Annotated in this window: 23 protein-coding genes and 1 tRNA gene; 13 read left to right on the plus strand and 11 right to left on the minus strand. The window is 67.0% G+C overall.

Features of this window, described 5'->3' with window-relative positions; all coding sequences use genetic code 11:
• Positions 1–80: 80 nt before the first annotated feature.
• The 7 genes from AC5P7I_RS12550 to AC5P7I_RS12580 all read left to right on the plus strand — a co-directional run bounded on the left by AC5P7I_RS12550 (position 81) and on the right by AC5P7I_RS12580 (position 5,010).
• Positions 81–1,076: a phenylalanine--tRNA ligase subunit alpha gene (locus AC5P7I_RS12550; protein ID WP_005417865.1), complete on the plus strand. Its 996-nt coding sequence runs from the start codon at positions 81–83 to the stop codon at positions 1,074–1,076.
• A gap of 87 nt (positions 1,077–1,163) precedes the next feature.
• Positions 1,164–3,545 carry a phenylalanine--tRNA ligase subunit beta gene (gene pheT / locus AC5P7I_RS12555; RefSeq protein WP_262088010.1) on the plus strand — a complete coding sequence of 794 codons (2,382 nt, stop codon included), beginning with the start codon at positions 1,164–1,166 and terminating at the stop codon, positions 3,543–3,545.
• Positions 3,546–3,572: 27 nt separating this feature from the next.
• Entirely contained in the window at positions 3,573–3,872 is a 300-nt protein-coding gene (locus tag AC5P7I_RS12560) for an integration host factor subunit alpha (RefSeq protein ID WP_005410432.1), read from the plus strand.
• Positions 3,853–4,209 (plus strand): MerR family transcriptional regulator, encoded by a 357-nt coding sequence (locus tag AC5P7I_RS12565; protein ID WP_005410431.1) that lies wholly within the window; start codon positions 3,853–3,855, stop codon positions 4,207–4,209. The genes AC5P7I_RS12560 and AC5P7I_RS12565 overlap by 20 nt, the downstream gene beginning before the upstream one ends.
• A gap of 68 nt (positions 4,210–4,277) precedes the next feature.
• Positions 4,278–4,354: transfer RNA gene (locus AC5P7I_RS12570), tRNA-Pro, on the plus strand.
• A 117-nt stretch (positions 4,355–4,471) separates the two neighbouring features.
• Positions 4,472–4,672, plus strand: a complete 201-nt coding sequence (locus AC5P7I_RS12575) for a hypothetical protein (protein ID WP_014647847.1) — start codon at positions 4,472–4,474, stop codon at positions 4,670–4,672.
• Positions 4,669–5,010, plus strand: coding sequence for a low molecular weight protein tyrosine phosphatase family protein (locus tag AC5P7I_RS12580; protein ID WP_049405016.1), 342 nt, complete (start codon positions 4,669–4,671; stop codon positions 5,008–5,010). Before AC5P7I_RS12575 ends, AC5P7I_RS12580 begins: the two co-directional genes overlap by 4 nt.
• Here AC5P7I_RS12580 and AC5P7I_RS12585 read toward each other — a convergent pair.
• Both AC5P7I_RS12585 and AC5P7I_RS12590 read right to left on the minus strand, forming a co-directional pair.
• On the minus strand, positions 4,989–5,438 hold the full coding sequence (locus AC5P7I_RS12585) for a GNAT family N-acetyltransferase (protein ID WP_032957620.1): 450 nt from the start codon (positions 5,436–5,438) through the stop codon (positions 4,989–4,991). The genes AC5P7I_RS12580 and AC5P7I_RS12585 overlap by 22 nt on opposite strands.
• Before the next feature lie 86 nt (positions 5,439–5,524).
• Positions 5,525–6,046, minus strand: coding sequence for a DUF3011 domain-containing protein (locus AC5P7I_RS12590; protein WP_014647845.1), 522 nt, complete (start codon positions 6,044–6,046; stop codon positions 5,525–5,527).
• A 241-nt stretch (positions 6,047–6,287) separates the two neighbouring features.
• On the opposite strand from AC5P7I_RS12590, the gene AC5P7I_RS12595 reads away from it, so the two are divergent.
• Complete coding sequence (locus tag AC5P7I_RS12595) at positions 6,288–6,683, plus strand: hypothetical protein (RefSeq protein ID WP_032956187.1); 396 nt, start codon at positions 6,288–6,290, stop codon at positions 6,681–6,683.
• Positions 6,684–6,695: 12 nt separating this feature from the next.
• On the opposite strand, the gene AC5P7I_RS12600 is transcribed toward AC5P7I_RS12595, so the two are convergent.
• Entirely contained in the window at positions 6,696–7,388 is a 693-nt protein-coding gene (locus AC5P7I_RS12600) for an aspartate/glutamate racemase family protein (protein ID WP_262088009.1), read from the minus strand.
• A gap of 162 nt (positions 7,389–7,550) precedes the next feature.
• Between AC5P7I_RS12600 and AC5P7I_RS12605 the strand changes: the two genes are divergently transcribed.
• Both AC5P7I_RS12605 and AC5P7I_RS12610 read left to right on the plus strand, forming a co-directional pair.
• Positions 7,551–8,192: a LysE family translocator gene (locus tag AC5P7I_RS12605; protein ID WP_014647842.1), complete on the plus strand. Its 642-nt coding sequence runs from the start codon at positions 7,551–7,553 to the stop codon at positions 8,190–8,192.
• Positions 8,193–8,286: 94 nt separating this feature from the next.
• A complete protein-coding gene (locus AC5P7I_RS12610; protein ID WP_005417836.1) occupies positions 8,287–8,460 on the plus strand; it encodes a DUF1328 domain-containing protein in 174 nt (57 codons plus the stop codon).
• Between the two features lie 22 nt (positions 8,461–8,482).
• Here the strand turns inward: AC5P7I_RS12610 and AC5P7I_RS12615 are convergent, their stop codons facing one another.
• The 4 genes from AC5P7I_RS12615 to AC5P7I_RS12630 all read right to left on the minus strand — a co-directional run bounded on the left by AC5P7I_RS12615 (position 8,483) and on the right by AC5P7I_RS12630 (position 10,020).
• The gene (locus tag AC5P7I_RS12615) at positions 8,483–8,815 is read right to left on the minus strand and encodes an SMR family transporter (protein WP_262088008.1); all 333 of its coding nucleotides are present in this window, start codon (positions 8,813–8,815) and stop codon (positions 8,483–8,485) included.
• A gap of 13 nt (positions 8,816–8,828) precedes the next feature.
• Positions 8,829–9,401 (minus strand): TetR/AcrR family transcriptional regulator, encoded by a 573-nt coding sequence (locus tag AC5P7I_RS12620; protein WP_262088007.1) that lies wholly within the window; start codon positions 9,399–9,401, stop codon positions 8,829–8,831.
• Positions 9,402–9,492: 91 nt separating this feature from the next.
• Entirely contained in the window at positions 9,493–9,726 is a 234-nt protein-coding gene (locus AC5P7I_RS12625; protein ID WP_014647839.1) for a DUF1653 domain-containing protein, read from the minus strand.
• 12 nt (positions 9,727–9,738) lie between these two features.
• Positions 9,739–10,020 carry a hypothetical protein gene (locus AC5P7I_RS12630; RefSeq protein WP_014647838.1) on the minus strand — a complete coding sequence of 94 codons (282 nt, stop codon included), beginning with the start codon at positions 10,018–10,020 and terminating at the stop codon, positions 9,739–9,741.
• 402 nt (positions 10,021–10,422) lie between these two features.
• On the opposite strand from AC5P7I_RS12630, the gene AC5P7I_RS12635 reads away from it, so the two are divergent.
• The 3 genes from AC5P7I_RS12635 (at position 10,423) to AC5P7I_RS12645 (ending at position 11,702) form a co-directional block, all read left to right on the plus strand.
• Positions 10,423–10,629: a hypothetical protein gene (locus tag AC5P7I_RS12635; RefSeq protein WP_032956178.1), complete on the plus strand. Its 207-nt coding sequence runs from the start codon at positions 10,423–10,425 to the stop codon at positions 10,627–10,629.
• A gap of 131 nt (positions 10,630–10,760) precedes the next feature.
• Positions 10,761–11,324, plus strand: coding sequence for a DUF3011 domain-containing protein (locus AC5P7I_RS12640; RefSeq protein WP_014647830.1), 564 nt, complete (start codon positions 10,761–10,763; stop codon positions 11,322–11,324).
• A 174-nt stretch (positions 11,325–11,498) separates the two neighbouring features.
• Positions 11,499–11,702, plus strand: a complete 204-nt coding sequence (locus tag AC5P7I_RS12645; protein WP_005417823.1) for a hypothetical protein — start codon at positions 11,499–11,501, stop codon at positions 11,700–11,702.
• 139 nt (positions 11,703–11,841) lie between these two features.
• Here the strand turns inward: AC5P7I_RS12645 and dxs are convergent, their stop codons facing one another.
• The 4 genes from dxs to AC5P7I_RS12665 all read right to left on the minus strand — a co-directional run bounded on the left by dxs (position 11,842) and on the right by AC5P7I_RS12665 (position 17,269).
• Positions 11,842–13,749, minus strand: a complete 1,908-nt coding sequence (dxs, locus tag AC5P7I_RS12650) for a 1-deoxy-D-xylulose-5-phosphate synthase (protein ID WP_032956193.1) — start codon at positions 13,747–13,749, stop codon at positions 11,842–11,844.
• A gap of 105 nt (positions 13,750–13,854) precedes the next feature.
• Entirely contained in the window at positions 13,855–14,520 is a 666-nt protein-coding gene (locus AC5P7I_RS12655; protein ID WP_032956174.1) for an HNH endonuclease, read from the minus strand.
• Positions 14,521–14,937: 417 nt separating this feature from the next.
• Complete coding sequence (locus tag AC5P7I_RS12660) at positions 14,938–16,728, minus strand: acyl-CoA dehydrogenase C-terminal domain-containing protein (RefSeq protein WP_262088006.1); 1,791 nt, start codon at positions 16,726–16,728, stop codon at positions 14,938–14,940.
• Between the two features lie 64 nt (positions 16,729–16,792).
• Positions 16,793–17,269: an LEA/WHy family protein gene (locus tag AC5P7I_RS12665; RefSeq protein WP_014647826.1), complete on the minus strand. Its 477-nt coding sequence runs from the start codon at positions 17,267–17,269 to the stop codon at positions 16,793–16,795.
• Positions 17,270–17,393: the final 124 nt, after the last annotated feature.

Genomic DNA, 17,393 nt, shown 5'->3' on the forward strand with positions numbered 1-17,393 from the left:
GCAGCGCGGGGACGGCGGTGGCGACAGGGGTCGGCCCTTCGCGCATCGCGATGGCAGATCGACTGGAGTTCCGGCCCCCCATGAGCGACATCCAATCCCTCACCACCCAGGCGCTGGCCGATGTGGCCGCCGCACAGAGCCCCGACGTGCTGGAACAGCTGCGCGTGGCCCTGCTTGGCAAGAGTGGCAGCATCACCTCGCAGCTCAAGCAGCTCGGCGCCCTGCCGGCCGACGAGCGCAAGGCCGCCGGTGAAGCGATCAACCAGGCCCGCGACGCGCTGACCCGCGCGCTCGGCGAGCGCAAGGCGCTGCTGGAAGATGCGGCACTGGATGCACGCCTGGCCGCCGAAGCCATCGACATCACCCTGCCGGGTCGCAACGGCGACCGCGCCGGCCTGCATCCGATCACCCGCACCCTGGAGCGCATCACCGGCATCTTCGGCCGGCTGGGCTACGAGCTGTCGGAAGGGCCGGAGATCGAGGACGACTGGCACAACTTCGAGGCGCTGAACTTCCCGCCGCACCATCCGGCGCGCGCCATGCACGACACCTTCTACTTCGGCGACGGCCGCCTGCTGCGCACGCACACCTCCGGCGTGCAGGTGCGCTACATGGGTGACCACGCGCCGCCGCTGCGCATGATCGCCGCCGGGAAGGTGTACCGCAGCGACAGCGACCAGACCCATTCGCCGATGTTCCATCAGGTGGAAGGCCTACTGGTGGACGAGCATTCGACCTTCGCCGACCTGAAGGGCACGCTGGCCGAGTTCGTGCGCGCCTTCTTCGAGCGCGATTTCGAAATGCGCTTCCGCCCCAGCTATTTCCCGTTCGTTGAGCCGGGCGCGGAAGTGGACATCGCCTGGCAGCAGCCCGATGGCAGCACCCGCTGGCTGGAAGTGCTCGGCTGCGGCATGGTCCATCCGAACGTGCTGCGCAACGTCGGCATCGACCCGGAGCGCTACACCGGCTTCGCCTTCGGCATGGGCGTGGAGCGCTTTGCAATGCTGCGCTACGGCGTCAACGACCTGCGTGCGTTCTTCGAGAACGACGTGCGGTTCCTGAAACAGTTCGCGTAAGCCGCAACCGTGTAGGGCCGAGCCATGCTCGGCTGCTCCCAAATTCGCAGGCCCAGGCGCATGCGCCGGGCCCACCAGGATGACACCATGAAATTCTCCGAAAACTGGCTGCGCAGCCACGTCCCGACCGGCGCTTCGCGCGATGAACTGAGTGCAGTGCTGACCGCCATCGGCCTGGAAGTGGAAGACGTGACCGCGCTGGGCGAAGGCCTCGACCACGTGGTCGTGGCACGCATCGTCGACGCGGTGCGCCATCCGGAAGCGGATCGCCTGCAGGTGTGCAGGGTTGATGCCGGGCAGGGCGAACTGCTGCAGATCGTGTGCGGCGCCCCGAACGCGCGCCCGGGCCTGGTCGCGCCGCTGGCGATGGTCGGTGCGCAGATCGGCGAGCTGAAGATCAAGCCGGCCAAGCTGCGTGGCGTCGAGTCCAACGGCATGCTGTGCTCGGCCAAGGAACTGGGCCTGGACAACGATGCTTCCGGCCTGCTGGAACTGCCCGACGACGCACCGGTCGGCCAGACCCTGGTCGAGTACCTGGGCCTGCCGGATGCCAGCATCGAGATCAAGCTGACCCCGAACCGCGCCGACTGCTTCAGCCTGCGCGGCATCGCCTACGACGTCGCCGCCGCCACCCGCAGTGAAGTGCTGGACTTCGCTGCCGACGCCATTCCGGCAGTCGGCAGCCGTGAGCTGAGCATCCAGCTCGACGCCGGCGCCGAAGCGCCGCGTTACCTGGGCCGTGTCATCGAAGGCGTCAATGCTGCCGCCAAGACCCCGTTGTGGATGGCCGAGCGCCTGCGCCGCAGTGGCGTGCGTCCGGTCTCGCTGCTGGTCGACATCACCCAGTATGTGATGCTGGAGCTGGGCCAGCCGATGCACGCCTACGACCTGGGCACCCTGCAGGGCAGCATCGCCGTGCGGCGTTCGCGCGCGGGCGAGACGCTGAAGCTGCTGGACGGCCGCGATGCTGCGCTGGACGACAGCTTCCTGGTGGTTACCGACGCTGACCGCGCGGTCGGCCTGGCCGGCCTGATGGGCGGCTTCGACACCCGCGTCACCGACGCGACCACCGCCGTGTTCCTGGAAGCCGCGCACTTCGCGCCGGCCGCGATCATGGGTCGTGGCCGCAAGCTTGGCCTGCACACCGATGCCGGCCATCGCTTCGAGCGCGGCGTCGATCCGGCGCTGCCGCGCACCGCGATCGAGTACGCCACCCGCCTGGTGCTGGACCTGGCCGGCGGTACCCCGGCACCGGTCACCGAGGCCGTGCGTGAAGCCGATCTGCCGCAGCCAGCGACCATCGTGCTGCGCCGCGCCCGCATCACCCGCGTGCTCGGCATCACCATCGACGATGCGGAAGTCGAGCGCATCCTGCGCGCGCTGGGCATGGACGTGGTCGCCGCCGCCGACGGCTGGCAGGTGGTCGCGCCGAGCCGCCGCTTCGACATCGCCATCGAAGAAGACCTGATCGAAGAGCTGGCCCGCATCCACGGTTACGAGCAGATCCCGACCACGCTGCCGGGCGGTGCCTCGCGCGTGGCGATGCCGAGCGAGACCCAGCTGGACGCGCTGAGCGTGCGCCGCCAGCTGATCGCCCGTGACCAGCAGGAAACCGTCAATTTCGCCTTCGTCGACGACGCGCTGCTGACCCAGTGGCAGCTGCGCGACGGCCTGGTGCCGCTGGCCAACCCGCTGTCGGCCGAACTGGCGGTGATGCGCCCGTCGCTGCTGCCGGGCCTGGTCGCCACGTTGGGCCGCAACGCCGCCCGCCAGTTGGGCCGCGTGCGCCTGTTCGAGCTCGGCCGCGTGTTCGCCCAGCAGGCCGGAGACGGCCAGCCGGCACCGCTGGAAACCCCGCGCGTGGCCGCTGCGGTCTGCGGTGAGGCGCAGGCGGTGCAGTGGGGCCTGCCGACCCGCAAGGTCGACTTCCATGACCTGAAGGGCGACCTGGAATCGCTGGCGGCCGCCAGTGGCGCGCAACTGGAGTTCCGCCCGTCCGTCCGCGCCTACGGCCACCCGGCGCGTTCGGCCGAGGTGTTCCGCGATGGCGTGGCGATCGGCTGGATCGGCCAGATCCACCCGCGACTGACCCGGGCGATGGATATCGAAGCCGACGTCTACGCCTTCGAGCTGGACCTGGAGCCGCTGACCGCCCGCCGACTGCCGCGCGCCGGCGAGCTGTCGCGCTTCCCGGCGGTGCGTCGCGACCTGGCGTTCCTGGTGCCTGAACAGGTGGCCTGGGCCGATCTGGCGGCCACCGTCCGCCAGGCCGCCGGCCCGCTGCTGCGCGACCTGAACCTGTTCGACCGTTACGTCGGCCAGGGCGTCGAGCCGGGATTCAAGAGTCTCGCTATGGGCTTGATTTTGCAGGACAAGTCGCGCACTCTGACGGACCGCGACGTGGATGCGGTGGTGGCCGAGGCGGTCACTGCCATCGAGCGTGAACACCACGCCCGGATCCGCGGCTGAGCGGGCAGCACTCGGGGGTAGCAGGCAATGGCATTGACCAAGGCGGAGATGGCGGAAAAGCTGTTCGACGAAGTCGGTCTGAACAAGCGGGAAGCCAAGGAATTCGTCGACGCGTTTTTCGATGTGCTGCGTGAAGCATTGGAACAGGGACGTCAGGTGAAGCTGTCGGGCTTCGGTAATTTCGATCTGCGGCGCAAGAACCAGCGCCCGGGTCGCAACCCCAAGACCGGCGAGGAAATTCCGATTTCCGCCCGTACGGTGGTCACCTTCCGTCCGGGCCAGAAGCTCAAGGAGAGGGTGGAAGCTTATGCTGGATCCGGGCAGTAACCGCGAACTACCGCCGATCCCGGCCAAGCGCTACTTCACCATTGGTGAAGTCAGTGAGCTGTGCGACGTCAAGCCGCATGTCCTGCGCTACTGGGAAACCGAGTTTCCCAGCCTTGAGCCGGCCAAGCGCCGAGGCAACCGCCGCTACTACCAGCGCCACGACGTGCTGATGGTGCGGCAGATCCGCAGCCTGCTGTACGAACAGGGCTACACGATCGGTGGTGCACGCCTGCGTCTGGACGGCCCCGATGCCCGCGAGGAATCGGCGCTGAGCAATCAGATCATCAAGCAGGTGCGCATGGAGCTGGAAGAAGTGCTGCAGTTGCTGCGCCGCTGATCCCATTTCCATCGTAATCCGCTATACTTCACGGCCCGCCGCAGTGGCGGGCACATCGCAGCATCAGTCGGGGCGTAGCGCAGCCTGGTAGCGCATCTGCCTGGGGGGCAGAGGGTCGTCGGTTCGAATCCGGCCGTCCCGACCACTGTGATGAATCAAGAAGCCCGCGCAGCGATGCGTGGGCTTTTTTGTGCGTGCGGTGTATGCTGCGCGCCACTCGTACTACCGCGGCTGCTGAACCCGGTACTCACGAGAACACATCATGGATTCTGCAAGAAACCGTGCCTGGCGTCGCAGCCAGGCTCGCAACCGTGGTGGCGACCGCGCCACGACCGCCTACAGCTACAAGCCCGAGAAGAACTGGAAGCTGCTGTATACGCGCGATGCCAAGCTCGCGCGCGCACGCCAGCTGGGCTTCACCTATCCGGTCCTCAGCGCCCGCCAACTGCAGGAACAGGAATGATCAACCTGCTGTTCGTCTGCAGCCGCAACCAGCTGCGCAGCCCGACCGCCGAAGCCATGTGGCGACGGCGACCCGGCTTCGCTGCGCTGTCGGCCGGCACCAGCCCGCATGCACGACGCCTCATCGGCCCGGCGGATATCCGCTGGGCCGATGTCATTTTCGTGATGGAGGCCAAGCACCAGCATCGCCTGCAGGCCGCCTATGCGCGCCTGCTGGAATACAAGCGCCTGCATTGCCTGGATATCCCCGACGACTATCGCTGCATGGATCCGCTGTTGATGGACCTGCTGGACGCCAAGGTGGCCACGTATCTCGATCAGCTGCCGGCAAAGCGGTAGAGCAGCTCCGGATCGCCTTCGTCCAATCCGTGCACGATGCCGCTGTCGATGAAACCCGAAGCGGCGAGCAGGCGTTGCATGCCGGTATTGGAAGCATTGGTCGAAGTGAACAGCCTGCCGTGGCCGTGCAGCGCGATGGCATGGCGCAGCAGGGCGGCGCCGACGCCCTGGCTGCGTTGTTCGCGCGCCACCATCAGCATCTCGACGAAGGCTTCGCCGAAGAAGTGATGGTGGATGACCAGGTAACCGGCCAGCTGGCCGGCCCATTCGGCCACGTGCATGCCACCACGGGCCTGCCAGTCGCTGATCTGCCGTGCGCGTTGCGGATCGTGGACCGCAACGCTGTCGAGCGCGATCAACGCGGAAACGTCGGCAGGCATTGCCTCGCGGATGTGCAACATCGTCGAGGAGGGATCGGGCGGCACCATCGAAGGCTCCTGGGCTGGGTGCGCCCAGTCTATCGATCGCGTCGGCCGTGTCTGCGCATCCGCCACAGCCAGCGTGTGGTCGGCAGTCAATACACACGGAACTCGGCACGGCAGCCGTCGCTGACCCACACGCCGCGGCGGTCCCAGCCCCAGTTGCGATCCTCGACGCACGGTGTCACCGACTTCTGCTTGACCAGGCGTACCTCGTGGCGCACACGGATGCGGCATTCCTTGTCCTTCTGCTCGTAGGACTCGCAGACCAGGCGCTCGCCATCGTCATCGCGGTCACGGTCACGGTCCCGGCCGCGCCCCGGCCAGCGGCCGCGTCCCTGTCCGTCGGCCACGAACTCGGCGCGACAGCCGTCGGTGACCCAGAGCATGCGGCGGCTCTGGCCCCAGTTCTGGTCCTCTACGCAGCGGGTGACCGACAGCTGCCTGGCCAGGCGCATGCGGCCTTCGATCGGGCACTGCTGGGTCTTGTTGAACTGCGATTCGCAGCGCAGCGGCGCAATGGGATCGCTGTCGTAATCCTGGGCGGCCACCGTGGTGGCGGCCAGCAGCAGGGCCAGGGTGGGGAGGGCAATCGGCAGCAGCAGGCGATGGGTCATGGGGGGCCTCGGCAGGGGAACGGGCCGCAAGAATGGACCAGCCCGGGGCCATCGGAACGGATCGTTCCGGCGTTGGCTCAGTGGGGATTTAGTAGTGTGCACCGGCCCATGCAGAGCCTTACATCCCTTATCATCGCGGCACATCCGATCGCATCGGCTTACACCTTCTTACATCTCTCCCACGCTTGCCGGCCCAGCCTGTGGCTGCCGTCACTGGCGTGCAGCCGGCGTGTGGAGGAGGATGCGCGGACCACGACGACCACAGGGGGTTGCGTTGATCAGCAGTACCGTCATTCATCGCTCGGCTGGCGCAGAGGCCGGGCAGGTGCGTGTCCTGGACACCACGTTCAAGGGCAAGCATGTGTTCATTGCGTGGGGCCTGCGCGGGCCGGAACTGGCCCGCAGCGCGGACCCGCCCGCCACCGTGGCTGCGCGCAAGGCGCTGCATGCCGTGGCCGGCCACAGCGAGGGACCGCGCAGCCCGGAGGTGTTCATCGCCAACCAGTCGGCAGTGGCGATTACCGTCTATCGGCTGCTGACCGAGGCGCGTTCGGGCGATGCCATCTTCTTCCTGTGTGATTCGCAGGCCGTGGTCGACTGGTTGATCACCGCACTGGAAGTGCAGGGCGAAGACTGACAGCGCGCAGGGTCAGGCCAGTGCCGCATCCACCGCCGCCAGGGCGTGCAGGGTGGTGGTGTCGAACAGCGGCACCGGGCTGTCCTCGGCGCGGACCAGCAACATGATTTCGGTACAGCCGAGGATGATCGCTTCGGCGCCGCGTGCAACCAGGCGCGCGATCACGCCGGCGTATGCCTGCCGCGAATGCTCGCTGACCAGGCCGCAGATCAGCTCCTGGTAGATGATGTCGTGCACGCTGCGGCGATCATCGGCCTCCGGAACCAGTACCTCCAGCCCGAAGCGGTCCTGCAGCCGGTCGCGGTAGAACGCCTGCTCCATGGTGAAGGCGGTGCCGAGCAGTCCCACCTTGCGGATGCCGGCCTGCAGGATCGCCGCGGCGGTCGGGTCGGCGATATGCAGCAGGGGCAGCGGGCATCCGGCTTCGATCCGGCCGGCCAGCGTGTGCATGGTGTTGGTGCAGATCACCAGCAGCTCGGCGCCACCGGCCTGCAGCCGCCGTGCAGCATCAAGCATGTGGTTGCCCAGCAGATCCCATTGGCCGTCGTGCTGCAGCTGCTTGATGCCGGCGAAATCCACCGACCACAGCAGCAGTTGCGCCGAATGCGCGCCACCGAGGCGATGCCGCACCGCCTCGTTGATGAGCCGGTAGTACTGCGCCGAGCTTTCCCAGCTCATGCCGCCGATCAGGCCAAGGGTCTTCATGCACTGCTCCAAGCCAGAGACGGCCATTGCAGCACAGATGGCAGTGGCGCTGCCGTGCACGGGCGCCGGCATCTGTAACCGTCGCATCCACCGCCCGCTGTATGTGCCGCGTCCTGCATGGGTGCCCTATGCTGGTGCCGTCTTCTGAAGTGGAAACCGGCAATGGCCCTGCATACCTGGTGGTGGTTCCTGGCCACGGTCTTCGTGCTGTGCGGGACGCCCGGGCCGAACATGCTGCACATCCTCGGGCGCAGCGTCGGGCTGGGGTTCCGTGGCAGCGTGCCGGCCATGGCCGGCTGCCTGCTGGCGATGCTGCTGGTGCTGGCCGCATCCGCTGCGGGCCTGAGCGCGTTGCTGCACTCCTCGCCGATGCTGTTCGAAGTGCTGCGCTATCTCGGTGTGGCCTACCTGGCCTGGCTTGGCATCAAGGCGTGGCGTGACAGTTGCCGTCCGGCACCCGCGGTGGCCGATGCTGCCGAGGTCACACTGGCGCCGGTACATGGCGCAGCGACGGTATTCCGTGGCGGCCTGTGGGTTGGCTTGAGCAACCCCAAACTGTTGTTGTTCGCCGCGGCGTTCCTGCCGCAGTTCGTTGATCCGTCGCGTAGCCAGGCCGTGCAGTACAGCGTGCTGGTGGCGACCTTCGCGGCCTGCGAACTGTTCTGGTACGTGATGTACGCCGCCGGTGGCCACGGCCTGCGTCGTTGGCTTGCAAAGCCATTCGCACGGCGCTGGTTCGAGCGGCTGGTGGGAAGCGTGTTCCTGGCCTTCGCGGTGGCGCTGCTGCGCTTCCGGCCGCGCTGATTCACGCCGCACACGCGGCCTTTTCACGACTGCCGCATCGGCTGCGGCCTAGCCTGATCACACCGTTTGCGTTCCCTGCGGGGTAAGGACTGACATGATCAAGTGGGCCATCATTTTCGCCATCATCGGCATCATCGCCGGCGTGCTGGGCTTCGGCGGCATCGCCGGTGCCGCTGTGGGCATCGCCAAGTTCCTGTTCTGGGCCGGCATCATCATTGCCGTGGTGCTGTTCCTGATCGGCATGAGCGTGGCGAAGAAGGTCAGCTAGCACCTGTCGCGCAGCAGCGTGTTCAGTGCGCGCTGCTGCGCGAGAACAGGTTGATCACCAGCACGCCGGCGCAGATCAGCGCGATGCCGGCCAGCGCAGCTGCATCCAGCCGCTGCTTGAACACCACCAGGCCGATCAGCGAGATCAGCAAGATGCCGACGCCGGACCAGATCGCATAGGCGATGCCGGTCGGCACCGACTTCATGGTGACCGACAGCAGGTAGAAGCACAGCCCGTAGCCGACCAGCGCGCCCAGTGTCGGCCACAGCCGGCTCATGCCGTCCGAGGCCTTCAGCAGCGACGTGGCAATCACTTCCAGCACGATGGCGGCGGCCAGGTAGATATAGGGGTTCATCGCGGGCTCCGGGTCACTGCGGGTCGCACAGCTTGAGGGCCTGCTCGGCCATCGCCAGCGCATTGAGGCGCTCTGCTTCGTCCAGCGGCCGACCATAGGCGGCGGCCCAATAGCCATCGGCCGCGCAGCGTGCCGCGTACAGGCGCGGATCGCCGGCTTCGCCGGGGAACTCGGCCAGCATCGCGCGCTTCCAGTCGCGCCAGTGCGCCAGCAGGGCCGGCTCCATCAGGTTGCCCAGGGTCAGGCCGATGTCGTTGTCCTGTTCCTGCTGCAGCAGGTGCTCGAAGTTGGCCCGCACATAGGCGCGGCTGAAGCAGCCGTGGCCGGGCGTGCCGTCCTGCAGGAGCGCGCGCACACGCGCCTCGAATTCGCCGATGAGTGCGCCGATGGCTTCATCGACCAGTGCCTGCTTGCTGCTGAAATGGTGGAACAACGCGCCCTTGCTGACCCCGGCCACGCGCGCGACATCCTGCACGGTCAGTGCCGCCAGCCCGTGCTGGCCAATCACGGCAATGGTGGCGTGCAGCAATGACTGGCGCACGCTGTCGGGCGCTTTGCGCCGCGAGCGGGGAGGGGGCGAGGACATGATGGGAAGAAACCGACTGGACGGTATGATTGTAGCGCAGCCGGATCGCGTCACCGGCGCGACCATCGGCCACCGCCCGGTGGGAGCCGGATCAATCGTCGATGCGTGCGAAACGCGCCTGCGGGCCGTGTTTGCCTGGGACCTGCTCGACGAACATCGGGTAGGGGCGTACCCACAGGCCACCTTCGCCGTAGAGTGCGCGGTACAGCACCAATGGTTCCAGCGTCTCGCTGCTGCGGACGATGTCGATCACTTCGTATTCGCCGCCCTTGAAGTGGCGATACCGGCCACGGGCGAGGTCGGGCAGGGGACTCAGCTCAGCCATGACGGGTCGTGCTCACTTGCGCGCCGGGCTGGCGGGCGTGGCGCAGTACGCGTCGATGGCCTCGGCGCTGTTGGCCAGGCCGTGTGCCTGTGCCAGCTCCCAGGGCCGCTCGCAGCGCTGGCTGTGTTCGCACCACTGGTAGCCGGCCGAGCCGATGCAGCCGTGCGCGTCGCGATCGCCGCCTACCTTGGGCATGGTGGTCGAAGGCTTGCCGTCGGCACGCGGGGCTGCATTGTCCGGGCTCGCGCATGCGGCCAGAACCAGCAGCGCTGGAATCAGAAGAAGCACCTTCATGCGCGAGCTCCGTGCGTAAAGCAACATATTCTGTCGCAAATAGCCCGTCAGCAAGCGCTCAATGCACGGCGGCGCGGACCAACTCTTCGATCAGAATCAGATAGCTGGCCACGAAATAGAACTTCAGCAACGTCGAACGCTGGTGCGAGAAGAAGGTGCGCATGTGGAAGGGGCCCCTGTTGATGATGGTAGTGTGAAGCCCAGCTGACTCCGTGACAAGGATCACGGAATGAACGAGCTAAACGGACTCAGGGATGTGATGAGGGCGGGGTTCTGACGCACTGGCGCGGACTTTTCGTACAAATCTGATAGGCCATTCCGGAGGCGGTCGCTAGCCTGATGGTGTAACGGCGAGCGGCACGTCTGCCTGCCACCGCACCCTCTATCCGTAGGAGCCTCCCCATGGTCATCACCGTCCAATGCACTGCCCAGCGCTGGTCCGTACTGCACCCGCAGGCACGCGAGGCCACCCGCTACGCACGTGGCGCCGACGCCTTTGACGCCGCCGCCGCGCTGGCCCTGGAGCATCACCGCCGCACCGGCCAGCGCAGCACGGTGCGGGTCGCGGCGCTTGGCAACACGGTAGACGCGCTTCACGTCGGAGAGTGACGCCAGCAACCGTGACGCAGTCAGGTCCGGTTGCGTTGTTTGAATGGGGAAAAACTGCCGTTGCGCTCCCCTCTGTGCGCCGGGCCGTGAATCCCGGATGCTTGCGCCATCGTATTCATCTGGAGATCTCGATGGGCAACGCACTCACTTGGCGCACCCTGGCCTGCACCCTGTTGCCGATGCTGGCGGCGGCCGGCGGCGCCCAGGCGCAGAGCTATGGCTACGGCTATGACGACGACCGCTATGGTGGCCGCGATGGCAGCGGCATCGTGCGCTGCGAGTCGGTCAAGAACCGCAGCAATGAGTGCCGCCTGGACGGCCGCGCGCGGTTGATCCGCCAGTTGTCCGGTTCGCCCTGTGTGGAAGGTGAGACCTGGGGCCAGTCGCGCAACGGCGTCTGGGTCACACAGGGGTGCCGTGCCGAATTCGTCGGTGAATACCGCCGCGGTGGCGGCTGGGGTGGCAATGGTGGCGGCTGGGGCAATGGCAATGGCAACGGATGGGGCGGCGGCGATGTGGTCACCTGCCATTCCAATGGACATCGGCAGGAGTACTGCGATGCGCGCATCCGCCGGGGTGTGCGCCTGATCCGCCAGGACTCACGCAGCGCCTGCATCGAAGGCCAGAGCTGGGGCTGGGATCGCCGCGGCATCTGGGTGAGTGATGGCTGCCGGGCGCAGTTCCAGGTGAACTGAGCTTTACGGGTTCAGCCCATGAAAATCAGAATAATCTGATACAGCTCACATTTTGAACGCCGTATTGTCTGCGATCAGGGCATGTTGCATGCCCTGAATTCCAGCGGTGCCGTGTGCCATAACCGGCATGGGCATCCCTCCGCCGTCGATACGCTGTCTCAAGGAGTGAGCTGCATGTTGATCCGCCTGCAATGCGAACAGCGCCAGTGGCGCGTGCTGCATCCGGACCGGCCGGAGCCGATCGAGTTCCGCGATGGCGCCCGCGCCTACGACTTCGCCGAGACCCTGGCCCGCCTGCACTTTGTCGACACCGGTCAGCGTGCGGCCGTGCGCGTGGAAGCCAGCGGCGCATTCGTCGAAGCGGTCAGTTACGGCTGAGCGCGGGTGCCTGCCAAGGCAGGCACCCGGAATTCCATCATCCACGCATGGCGTGGATCTACGCGTTTCGAGCCTGGAGGGTGCGGACGCTGTCCGCACCCATTGCGCCCTGTGTGGATCTACCGGGTGGTGATCGGCCTCAGCCTGCCGCGCTGAGCGGCGGGGTACCTGCGGCGAGCTGCGGCCAGCGCTTGAGCACAGCAGCGCGGATGCCGGCGGCGTCGATGCCGGCTTCGGCCAGCAGGTCTTCGCGGCTGGCATGGTGCTGGTAGCTGTCGGGCAGCCCCAGGTGCAGGATCGGACGCAGCACGCCTTCGGCATTGAGCAGCTCACCAACACCGGAGCCGGCGCCACCGGCCACCACGTTGTCTTCGATCGTCACCAGGCCCTCGTGCTGGGCGGCGACAGCCAGCACCAGCTCGCGGTCCAGCGGCTTGATGAAACGCATGTTGACCACGCTCAGGCCCAGTTCGCGGCCGACCTGCTCGGCGGCGGCCACGGTGCTGCCGAAGGCGAGCAGGGCAATGCGGCTGCCCTGCAGGCGCAGTTCGCCCTTGCCGATCGGCAGGGTCGACAGGTCGGTGCCGGCTGCAACGCCGGTGCCGGTACCGCGCGGGTAGCGCACGGCGGCCGGGCCCGGGTGCTGCAGGCCGGTGCTGAGCATCTGCCGGCACTCGGCTTCGTTGGACGGTGCCATCACCACCAGGTTCGGCACGCAGCGCAGGAAGCTCAGGTCGAGGTTGCCGGCATGGGTCGCACCGTCCGGGCCGACCACGCCGGCGCGGTCAATCGCGAACAGCACGTCCAGGTCCTGGATGGCCACGTCATGTACCAGCTGGTCGTACGCGCGCTGCAGGAAGGTCGAGTAGATCGCCACCACCGGCTTGCCACCCTGTGTGGCCATGCCGGCGGCGAGGGTGACCGCATGCTGTTCGGCAATCGCCACGTCGAAATAGCGCTGCGGGTATTCCTTGCTGAAACGCACCAGGCCGGAGCCTTCGCGCATCGCCGGGGTGATGCCGTACAGGCGCGGCTCGGCGGCGGCGGCATCGCACAGCCAGTCGCTGAATACATCGGTGTAGGTCGGCTTCTTGGCCCCGGCCTTGGCCACCAGGCCCTTGTCCGGATCGAACGGGCCCACGGCGTGGTAACCGATCTGGTCGCCCTCGGCCGGCTCGTAACCCTTGCCCTTGGTGGTCATCACATGCAGCAGCTTCGGGCCCTTGGAGGCGCGCAGCGTCTTCAGCGTGGACAGCAGGGCGGGCATGTCGTGGCCGTCGATCGGGCCGGTGTAGTGGAAGCCCATTTCCTCGAACATCGTGGAAGGCACGAACATGCCCTTCCAGTGTTCTTCCCAGCGTTTCACGAAGCGTGCCGGATTGTTCTTCTTGTCACCGAGAATCTTCTTGCCGCCTTCGCGCAGCGCGTTGAGCGTGCGGCTGCCGGTGGCGCGGCCCAGCATCTTGGTCAGGCCGCCCACGGCCTCGGAGATCGACATGTTGTTGTCGTTGAGGATCACCAGCAGGTTCGGCTCCGGCTCCATGCCGCCAGCGTGCATCAGCGCTTCGAACGCCATGCCGGCGGTCATCGCGCCGTCACCGATCACCGCCACGATCTTGCGGTCGTCGCCTTCGGACTGGCGGGCGATGGCCATGCCCAGTGCGGCCGAGATCGAGGTCGAGGAGTGGCCGACACCAAAAGTGTCGTACTCGCTTTCCTCGCGCTTCGGGAACGGCGCGATGCCGTCCTTCTGCTTGACGGTGTGGATCTCGTCGCGGCGGCCGGTCAGGATCTTGTGCGGGTAAGTCTGATGGCCGACGTCCCAGACCAGCTGGTCGTGCGGTGTCTGGTACAGGTAGTGCAGGGCCACGGTGAGCTCGATCACGCCCAGGCCGGCGGCGAAGTGGCCGCCACTCTTGCCCACCGATTCAATGAGGTAGGCGCGCAGTTCGTCGGCAACCGCCCTCAATTCGGATTCGTCGAACGTGCGCAGGTCATCCGGCGTCTGGATGCGCGCGAGGCGGGGATAGCGGGCAGAGTCGATCATCATGTTCGCACTTTTTCTGAACGCCCATTTTCGCCCTCAAACGGGGGTGGGGCAAGCAAACGCCGCCGTCCGTGACAGGACGGTGAGGGTTGCATTTTCAGGCGTTCAGGTGCTCAGTTTCGAGCGCTTGGGCAATTGCGCCTTCAGGAAGGCCATCTGGTCGGCCAGGATGTTGCGGTTGGACAGGATCAGGTGCTCGATCCAGCTGGGCCGGTAGGGCACTGCCAGCAGGGGCATGCCGGCCTGCTGCGGGGTGCGGTCGCTCTTGCGCGAATTGCAGTGGAAGCAGGCGGTGACCACGTTTTCCCAGCAGTCCAGGCCGCCCTTGGACAGCGGCATGACGTGGTCGCGGGTGAGCGTGGGGCGGCTGAACTGCTGGCCGCAGTACATGCACAGATGGGCGTCGCGGGCGAAAAGGGCCTGGTTGGTCAGGTTCGGCGTCGGGTCGATCGCACGGGAGCGGGCGTGGCCGCGGGCGGCGATGATCGGGTGCAGGTCCATGCCGCTCTGCAGGCCGCTGAAGCGGTTGGTGCCGCCGTGGATGTGCAGGCAGGGGTCGCCGAGCGTCCAGGCCACCGCCTCGCGGGCGTAGAGGCAGGCCGCATCCTGCCAGGTGATCCAGTCCAGTACGCGTCCGTGGGCATCAAGCGAGAGCAGCCGGACCGAACCGGGGCGATGCAGCGTCGTGGCGTTGGGCGATGCTTCGGCGCCCGGAGCAGAAAACGGAGCTCCGGCTTCGATCAGACCCAAGCGTGTAGTGTCTGTCTCCATCGGGAGAACAGCTTATACCTGAATCATTGCGATTTGGGTATCGCCCGGAGGGCGAAACCCAAATCGCAATGATTCAGGTCCGCGCATTCCTCCTATCCCCCGCACCTGTCGGTGCGCCCCCCTTTAGCAACCCAGCCCGCCGTCGGCGCGCTGGGTTGCCCGCGCATTCTTCCTAATCCCCGCGCCTGTCGGCGCGCCCCCTTTAACAAAAGGGGGCTCTTCTCCAGAAGGATTTCAGGGGTTCTCATCCACGCGTGGCGTGGATCTACAGCAGCGGAAATCTGTCGAAGGCGGGGTGGGTCCGGTGGCGTGCGCCGTCCCCCGCAATTGGACCCACCTCGCCATCCCGCAGGAAGCCGGCTGTTGCGGTTGCCGGCCAGCGGCCGGCACTACCGCGGGTGCCGGGCGAAGCCCGGCTCAGGCGCCGAAGCGCTCGTCGTCCATGGCCATCAGCGGCGCGGCGCCGGCCTGGATCGCGGCGGCGTGGCTGAGGGTGCGCGGCAGCACGCGGGCGAAGTAGAACCGTGCGGTCTCGCGCTTGCCCTGGGCGAAGGCGGCGCCGTGCGCGCTGGCATCGGCGGCGGCCACGCTGCGGGCCCACCAGTAGGCCAGCACGACGTAACCCGAATAGAACAGGTAGTCGTAGCTGGCCGCGCCCAGTTCGTCGGGATTGGCGGCCGCGCGCTGCAGCACGTCCATCGTCAGCTTGCCCCATTCGGCGGCCTTGGCGCGCAGCGGGCCGATGAACTCGGCCAGCGCTTCGTTGCCCTCGTGTTCCTTGGCGAAGGCTTCGATCTCGGCCAGCATCAGCTTCAGGCCGGCGCCCTGGCTTGATGCGGTCTTGCGGCCGATCAGGTCCAGCGCCTGGATGCCGGTGGTGCCTTCATACAGCGTGGTGATGCGTGCATCGCGGGCCAGCTGCTCCATGCCGTGCTCGCGGATGTAGCCGTGGCCACCGAAGCACTGCAGGGCGTTGTAGGTGTTCTCGATGCCCCATTCGGTCTGGCAGGCCTTGGAGATCGGGGTCAGGAAGCTCACCAGGGTGTCGGCGCGCTCGCGCTCGGCGGCATCCTGGGCGTGGTGGGCGATGTCGATCAGGGTGGCGGCGTGCAGCGCCAGCAGGCGGCTGCCTTCGACCAGCGACTTCACGGTCAGCAGCATGCGACGCACGTCCGGGTGGACCAGGATCGGGTCGGCCGGCTTGTCCGGGAACCTGGCGCCGCTCAGGGCGCGCGACTGCAGGCGCTCACGGCTGTACTTCAGTGCGTTCTGGTAGGCGCGCTCGGACAGGCCGATGCCCTGCAGGCCGACGCCCAGGCGCGCGGTGTTCATCATGGTGAACATGGCCTGCAGGCCCTTGTGCGGCTGGCCGACCAGGTAACCCTGCGCACCATCGAAGTTCATCACGCAGGTGACCGACCCCTTGATGCCCATCTTGTGTTCGATCGAGCCACAGCGCAGTGCATTGCGCTCGCCGACGTTGCCATCGCGGTCGACCTTGAACTTCGGGGTGACGAACAGCGAGATGCCCTTGGCGCCCGGAGGGGCGTCGGGCAGCTTGGCCAGCACCAGGTGCACGATGTTCCCGGTCAGGTCGTGCTCCCCGGCGGTGATGAAGATCTTGGTGCCGGTGATCGAGTAGCTGCCGTCGGCGTTCGGCTCGGCCTTGGTCTTGAGCAGGCCCAGGTCGGTGCCGCAGTGCGGCTCGGTCAGGCACATCGTGCCGGTCCAGCGGCCTTCGATCAGCGGCTTGAGGAAGGCGTCGTGCTGCCACGCCTCGCCGTGCTGCTTCAGCGCTTCAATGGCGCCGTGCGAGAGCAGCGGGAAGTTGCCCCACGCCAGGTTGGCGGCGTTGATCATTTCGTTGAGCGGCACCCCCAGGGTGTGCGGCAGGCCCTGGCCGCCCAGCTCCGGCGAGGCGGTCAGGCCGGTCCAGCCGCCATCGACGAACTGGTCGTAGGCCTGCTTGAAGCCGGGCGGGGTGGTCACTTCACCGGTGGCCTGGTCGAGTACGCAGCCGATCTCGTCGCCGACGCTGTTGAGCGGGGCCAGCACGGTGGCGCTGAAGCGGCCGGCTTCCTCCAGCACGGCATCGACCACGTCGGCGGTGGCGTCGCTGAAGCCCAGGCGGGCGAACAGGGGTTCGACCTTGAGCACGTCGTGCAGGGCGAAACGGAGGTCGGAAAGCGGGGCGGTGTAGCTGCTCATCGGTACGTCTCGATTTGATCAGGGCAGAGGGGAGCGGCGCCGGGCGCCGCGACGAAAGGCGGGTTCAGCGCAGCACGCCGGGCAGGCCGGGGGCCTGGTTGAGGGTGCTGCGGCTGCTGATGTCGAAGCTGCGCTGCTTCTTTTCCTGCGGCGTGGCCGCCACCGTTCCCTTCAGGGCGTAGGCCAGGGTACGGTTGCTGGCCAGCGCGTCGGCCACCACCAGGCGCGCGGTCGAGCTGGGCACGAGGTCGACATTGATGACGTCGGCGGAGGTGCCGCCGATGGAGATGCCGGGCTTGACCTGCAGGGTGCCGGCATCGCTGTCGCCGACGGTCAGCGCCAGCGAGACATCATCGAAGGTCATCGGCATCGAGCTGAAGTTCTGCAGGCGCAGGGCCACGGTCCAGTTGCCGTCGGCACGCACGGTCAGCTGCTGCAGGCTGGCCGCCGGTTCCGAAACACGCTTGACGATGCCGTTGCTGCAGGCAACAAGGGCGAGGGTGCACAGGACGATCAAGGCGGTACGGAAGCGGTGGAGCATGGGCGCAAGTCCTCTGGAGGGGGTGCGTTGGGGTAAGCATACTACGGCGTATGGTTTTATGGATCGCCCGGGGCGACCCGTCCGCAGAGGGTAGCGCGTGAAGATGGCGGTCGGGCATGCACAA

Source organism: Stenotrophomonas sp. YJH_SMC_138 (assembly GCF_059369855.1).

Excerpts from the sequence above, each read along its gene's own strand:
- AC5P7I_RS12550 (WP_005417865.1), top strand. The coding sequence starts at position 81 with ATGAGCGACATCCAATCCCTCACCACCCAGGCGCTGGCCGATGTGGCC.
- pheT (WP_262088010.1), top strand. The coding sequence starts at position 1,164 with ATGAAATTCTCCGAAAACTGGCTGCGCAGCCACGTCCCGACCGGCGCT.
- AC5P7I_RS12560 (WP_005410432.1), top strand. The coding sequence starts at position 3,573 with ATGGCATTGACCAAGGCGGAGATGGCGGAAAAGCTGTTCGACGAAGTC.
- AC5P7I_RS12565 (WP_005410431.1), top strand. The coding sequence starts at position 3,853 with ATGCTGGATCCGGGCAGTAACCGCGAACTACCGCCGATCCCGGCCAAG.
- AC5P7I_RS12575 (WP_014647847.1), top strand. The coding sequence starts at position 4,472 with ATGGATTCTGCAAGAAACCGTGCCTGGCGTCGCAGCCAGGCTCGCAAC.
- AC5P7I_RS12580 (WP_049405016.1), top strand. The coding sequence starts at position 4,669 with ATGATCAACCTGCTGTTCGTCTGCAGCCGCAACCAGCTGCGCAGCCCG.
- AC5P7I_RS12585 (WP_032957620.1), bottom strand. The coding sequence starts at position 5,438 with ATGGTGCCGCCCGATCCCTCCTCGACGATGTTGCACATCCGCGAGGCA.
- AC5P7I_RS12590 (WP_014647845.1), bottom strand. The coding sequence starts at position 6,046 with ATGACCCATCGCCTGCTGCTGCCGATTGCCCTCCCCACCCTGGCCCTG.
- AC5P7I_RS12595 (WP_032956187.1), top strand. The coding sequence starts at position 6,288 with ATGCGCGGACCACGACGACCACAGGGGGTTGCGTTGATCAGCAGTACC.
- AC5P7I_RS12600 (WP_262088009.1), bottom strand. The coding sequence starts at position 7,388 with ATGAAGACCCTTGGCCTGATCGGCGGCATGAGCTGGGAAAGCTCGGCG.
- AC5P7I_RS12605 (WP_014647842.1), top strand. The coding sequence starts at position 7,551 with ATGGCCCTGCATACCTGGTGGTGGTTCCTGGCCACGGTCTTCGTGCTG.
- AC5P7I_RS12610 (WP_005417836.1), top strand. The coding sequence starts at position 8,287 with ATGATCAAGTGGGCCATCATTTTCGCCATCATCGGCATCATCGCCGGC.
- AC5P7I_RS12615 (WP_262088008.1), bottom strand. The coding sequence starts at position 8,815 with ATGAACCCCTATATCTACCTGGCCGCCGCCATCGTGCTGGAAGTGATT.
- AC5P7I_RS12620 (WP_262088007.1), bottom strand. The coding sequence starts at position 9,401 with ATGTCCTCGCCCCCTCCCCGCTCGCGGCGCAAAGCGCCCGACAGCGTG.
- AC5P7I_RS12625 (WP_014647839.1), bottom strand. The coding sequence starts at position 9,726 with ATGGCTGAGCTGAGTCCCCTGCCCGACCTCGCCCGTGGCCGGTATCGC.
- AC5P7I_RS12630 (WP_014647838.1), bottom strand. The coding sequence starts at position 10,020 with ATGAAGGTGCTTCTTCTGATTCCAGCGCTGCTGGTTCTGGCCGCATGC.
- AC5P7I_RS12635 (WP_032956178.1), top strand. The coding sequence starts at position 10,423 with ATGGTCATCACCGTCCAATGCACTGCCCAGCGCTGGTCCGTACTGCAC.
- AC5P7I_RS12640 (WP_014647830.1), top strand. The coding sequence starts at position 10,761 with ATGGGCAACGCACTCACTTGGCGCACCCTGGCCTGCACCCTGTTGCCG.
- AC5P7I_RS12645 (WP_005417823.1), top strand. The coding sequence starts at position 11,499 with ATGTTGATCCGCCTGCAATGCGAACAGCGCCAGTGGCGCGTGCTGCAT.
- dxs (WP_032956193.1), bottom strand. The coding sequence starts at position 13,749 with ATGATCGACTCTGCCCGCTATCCCCGCCTCGCGCGCATCCAGACGCCG.
- AC5P7I_RS12655 (WP_032956174.1), bottom strand. The coding sequence starts at position 14,520 with ATGGAGACAGACACTACACGCTTGGGTCTGATCGAAGCCGGAGCTCCG.
- AC5P7I_RS12660 (WP_262088006.1), bottom strand. The coding sequence starts at position 16,728 with ATGAGCAGCTACACCGCCCCGCTTTCCGACCTCCGTTTCGCCCTGCAC.
- AC5P7I_RS12665 (WP_014647826.1), bottom strand. The coding sequence starts at position 17,269 with ATGCTCCACCGCTTCCGTACCGCCTTGATCGTCCTGTGCACCCTCGCC.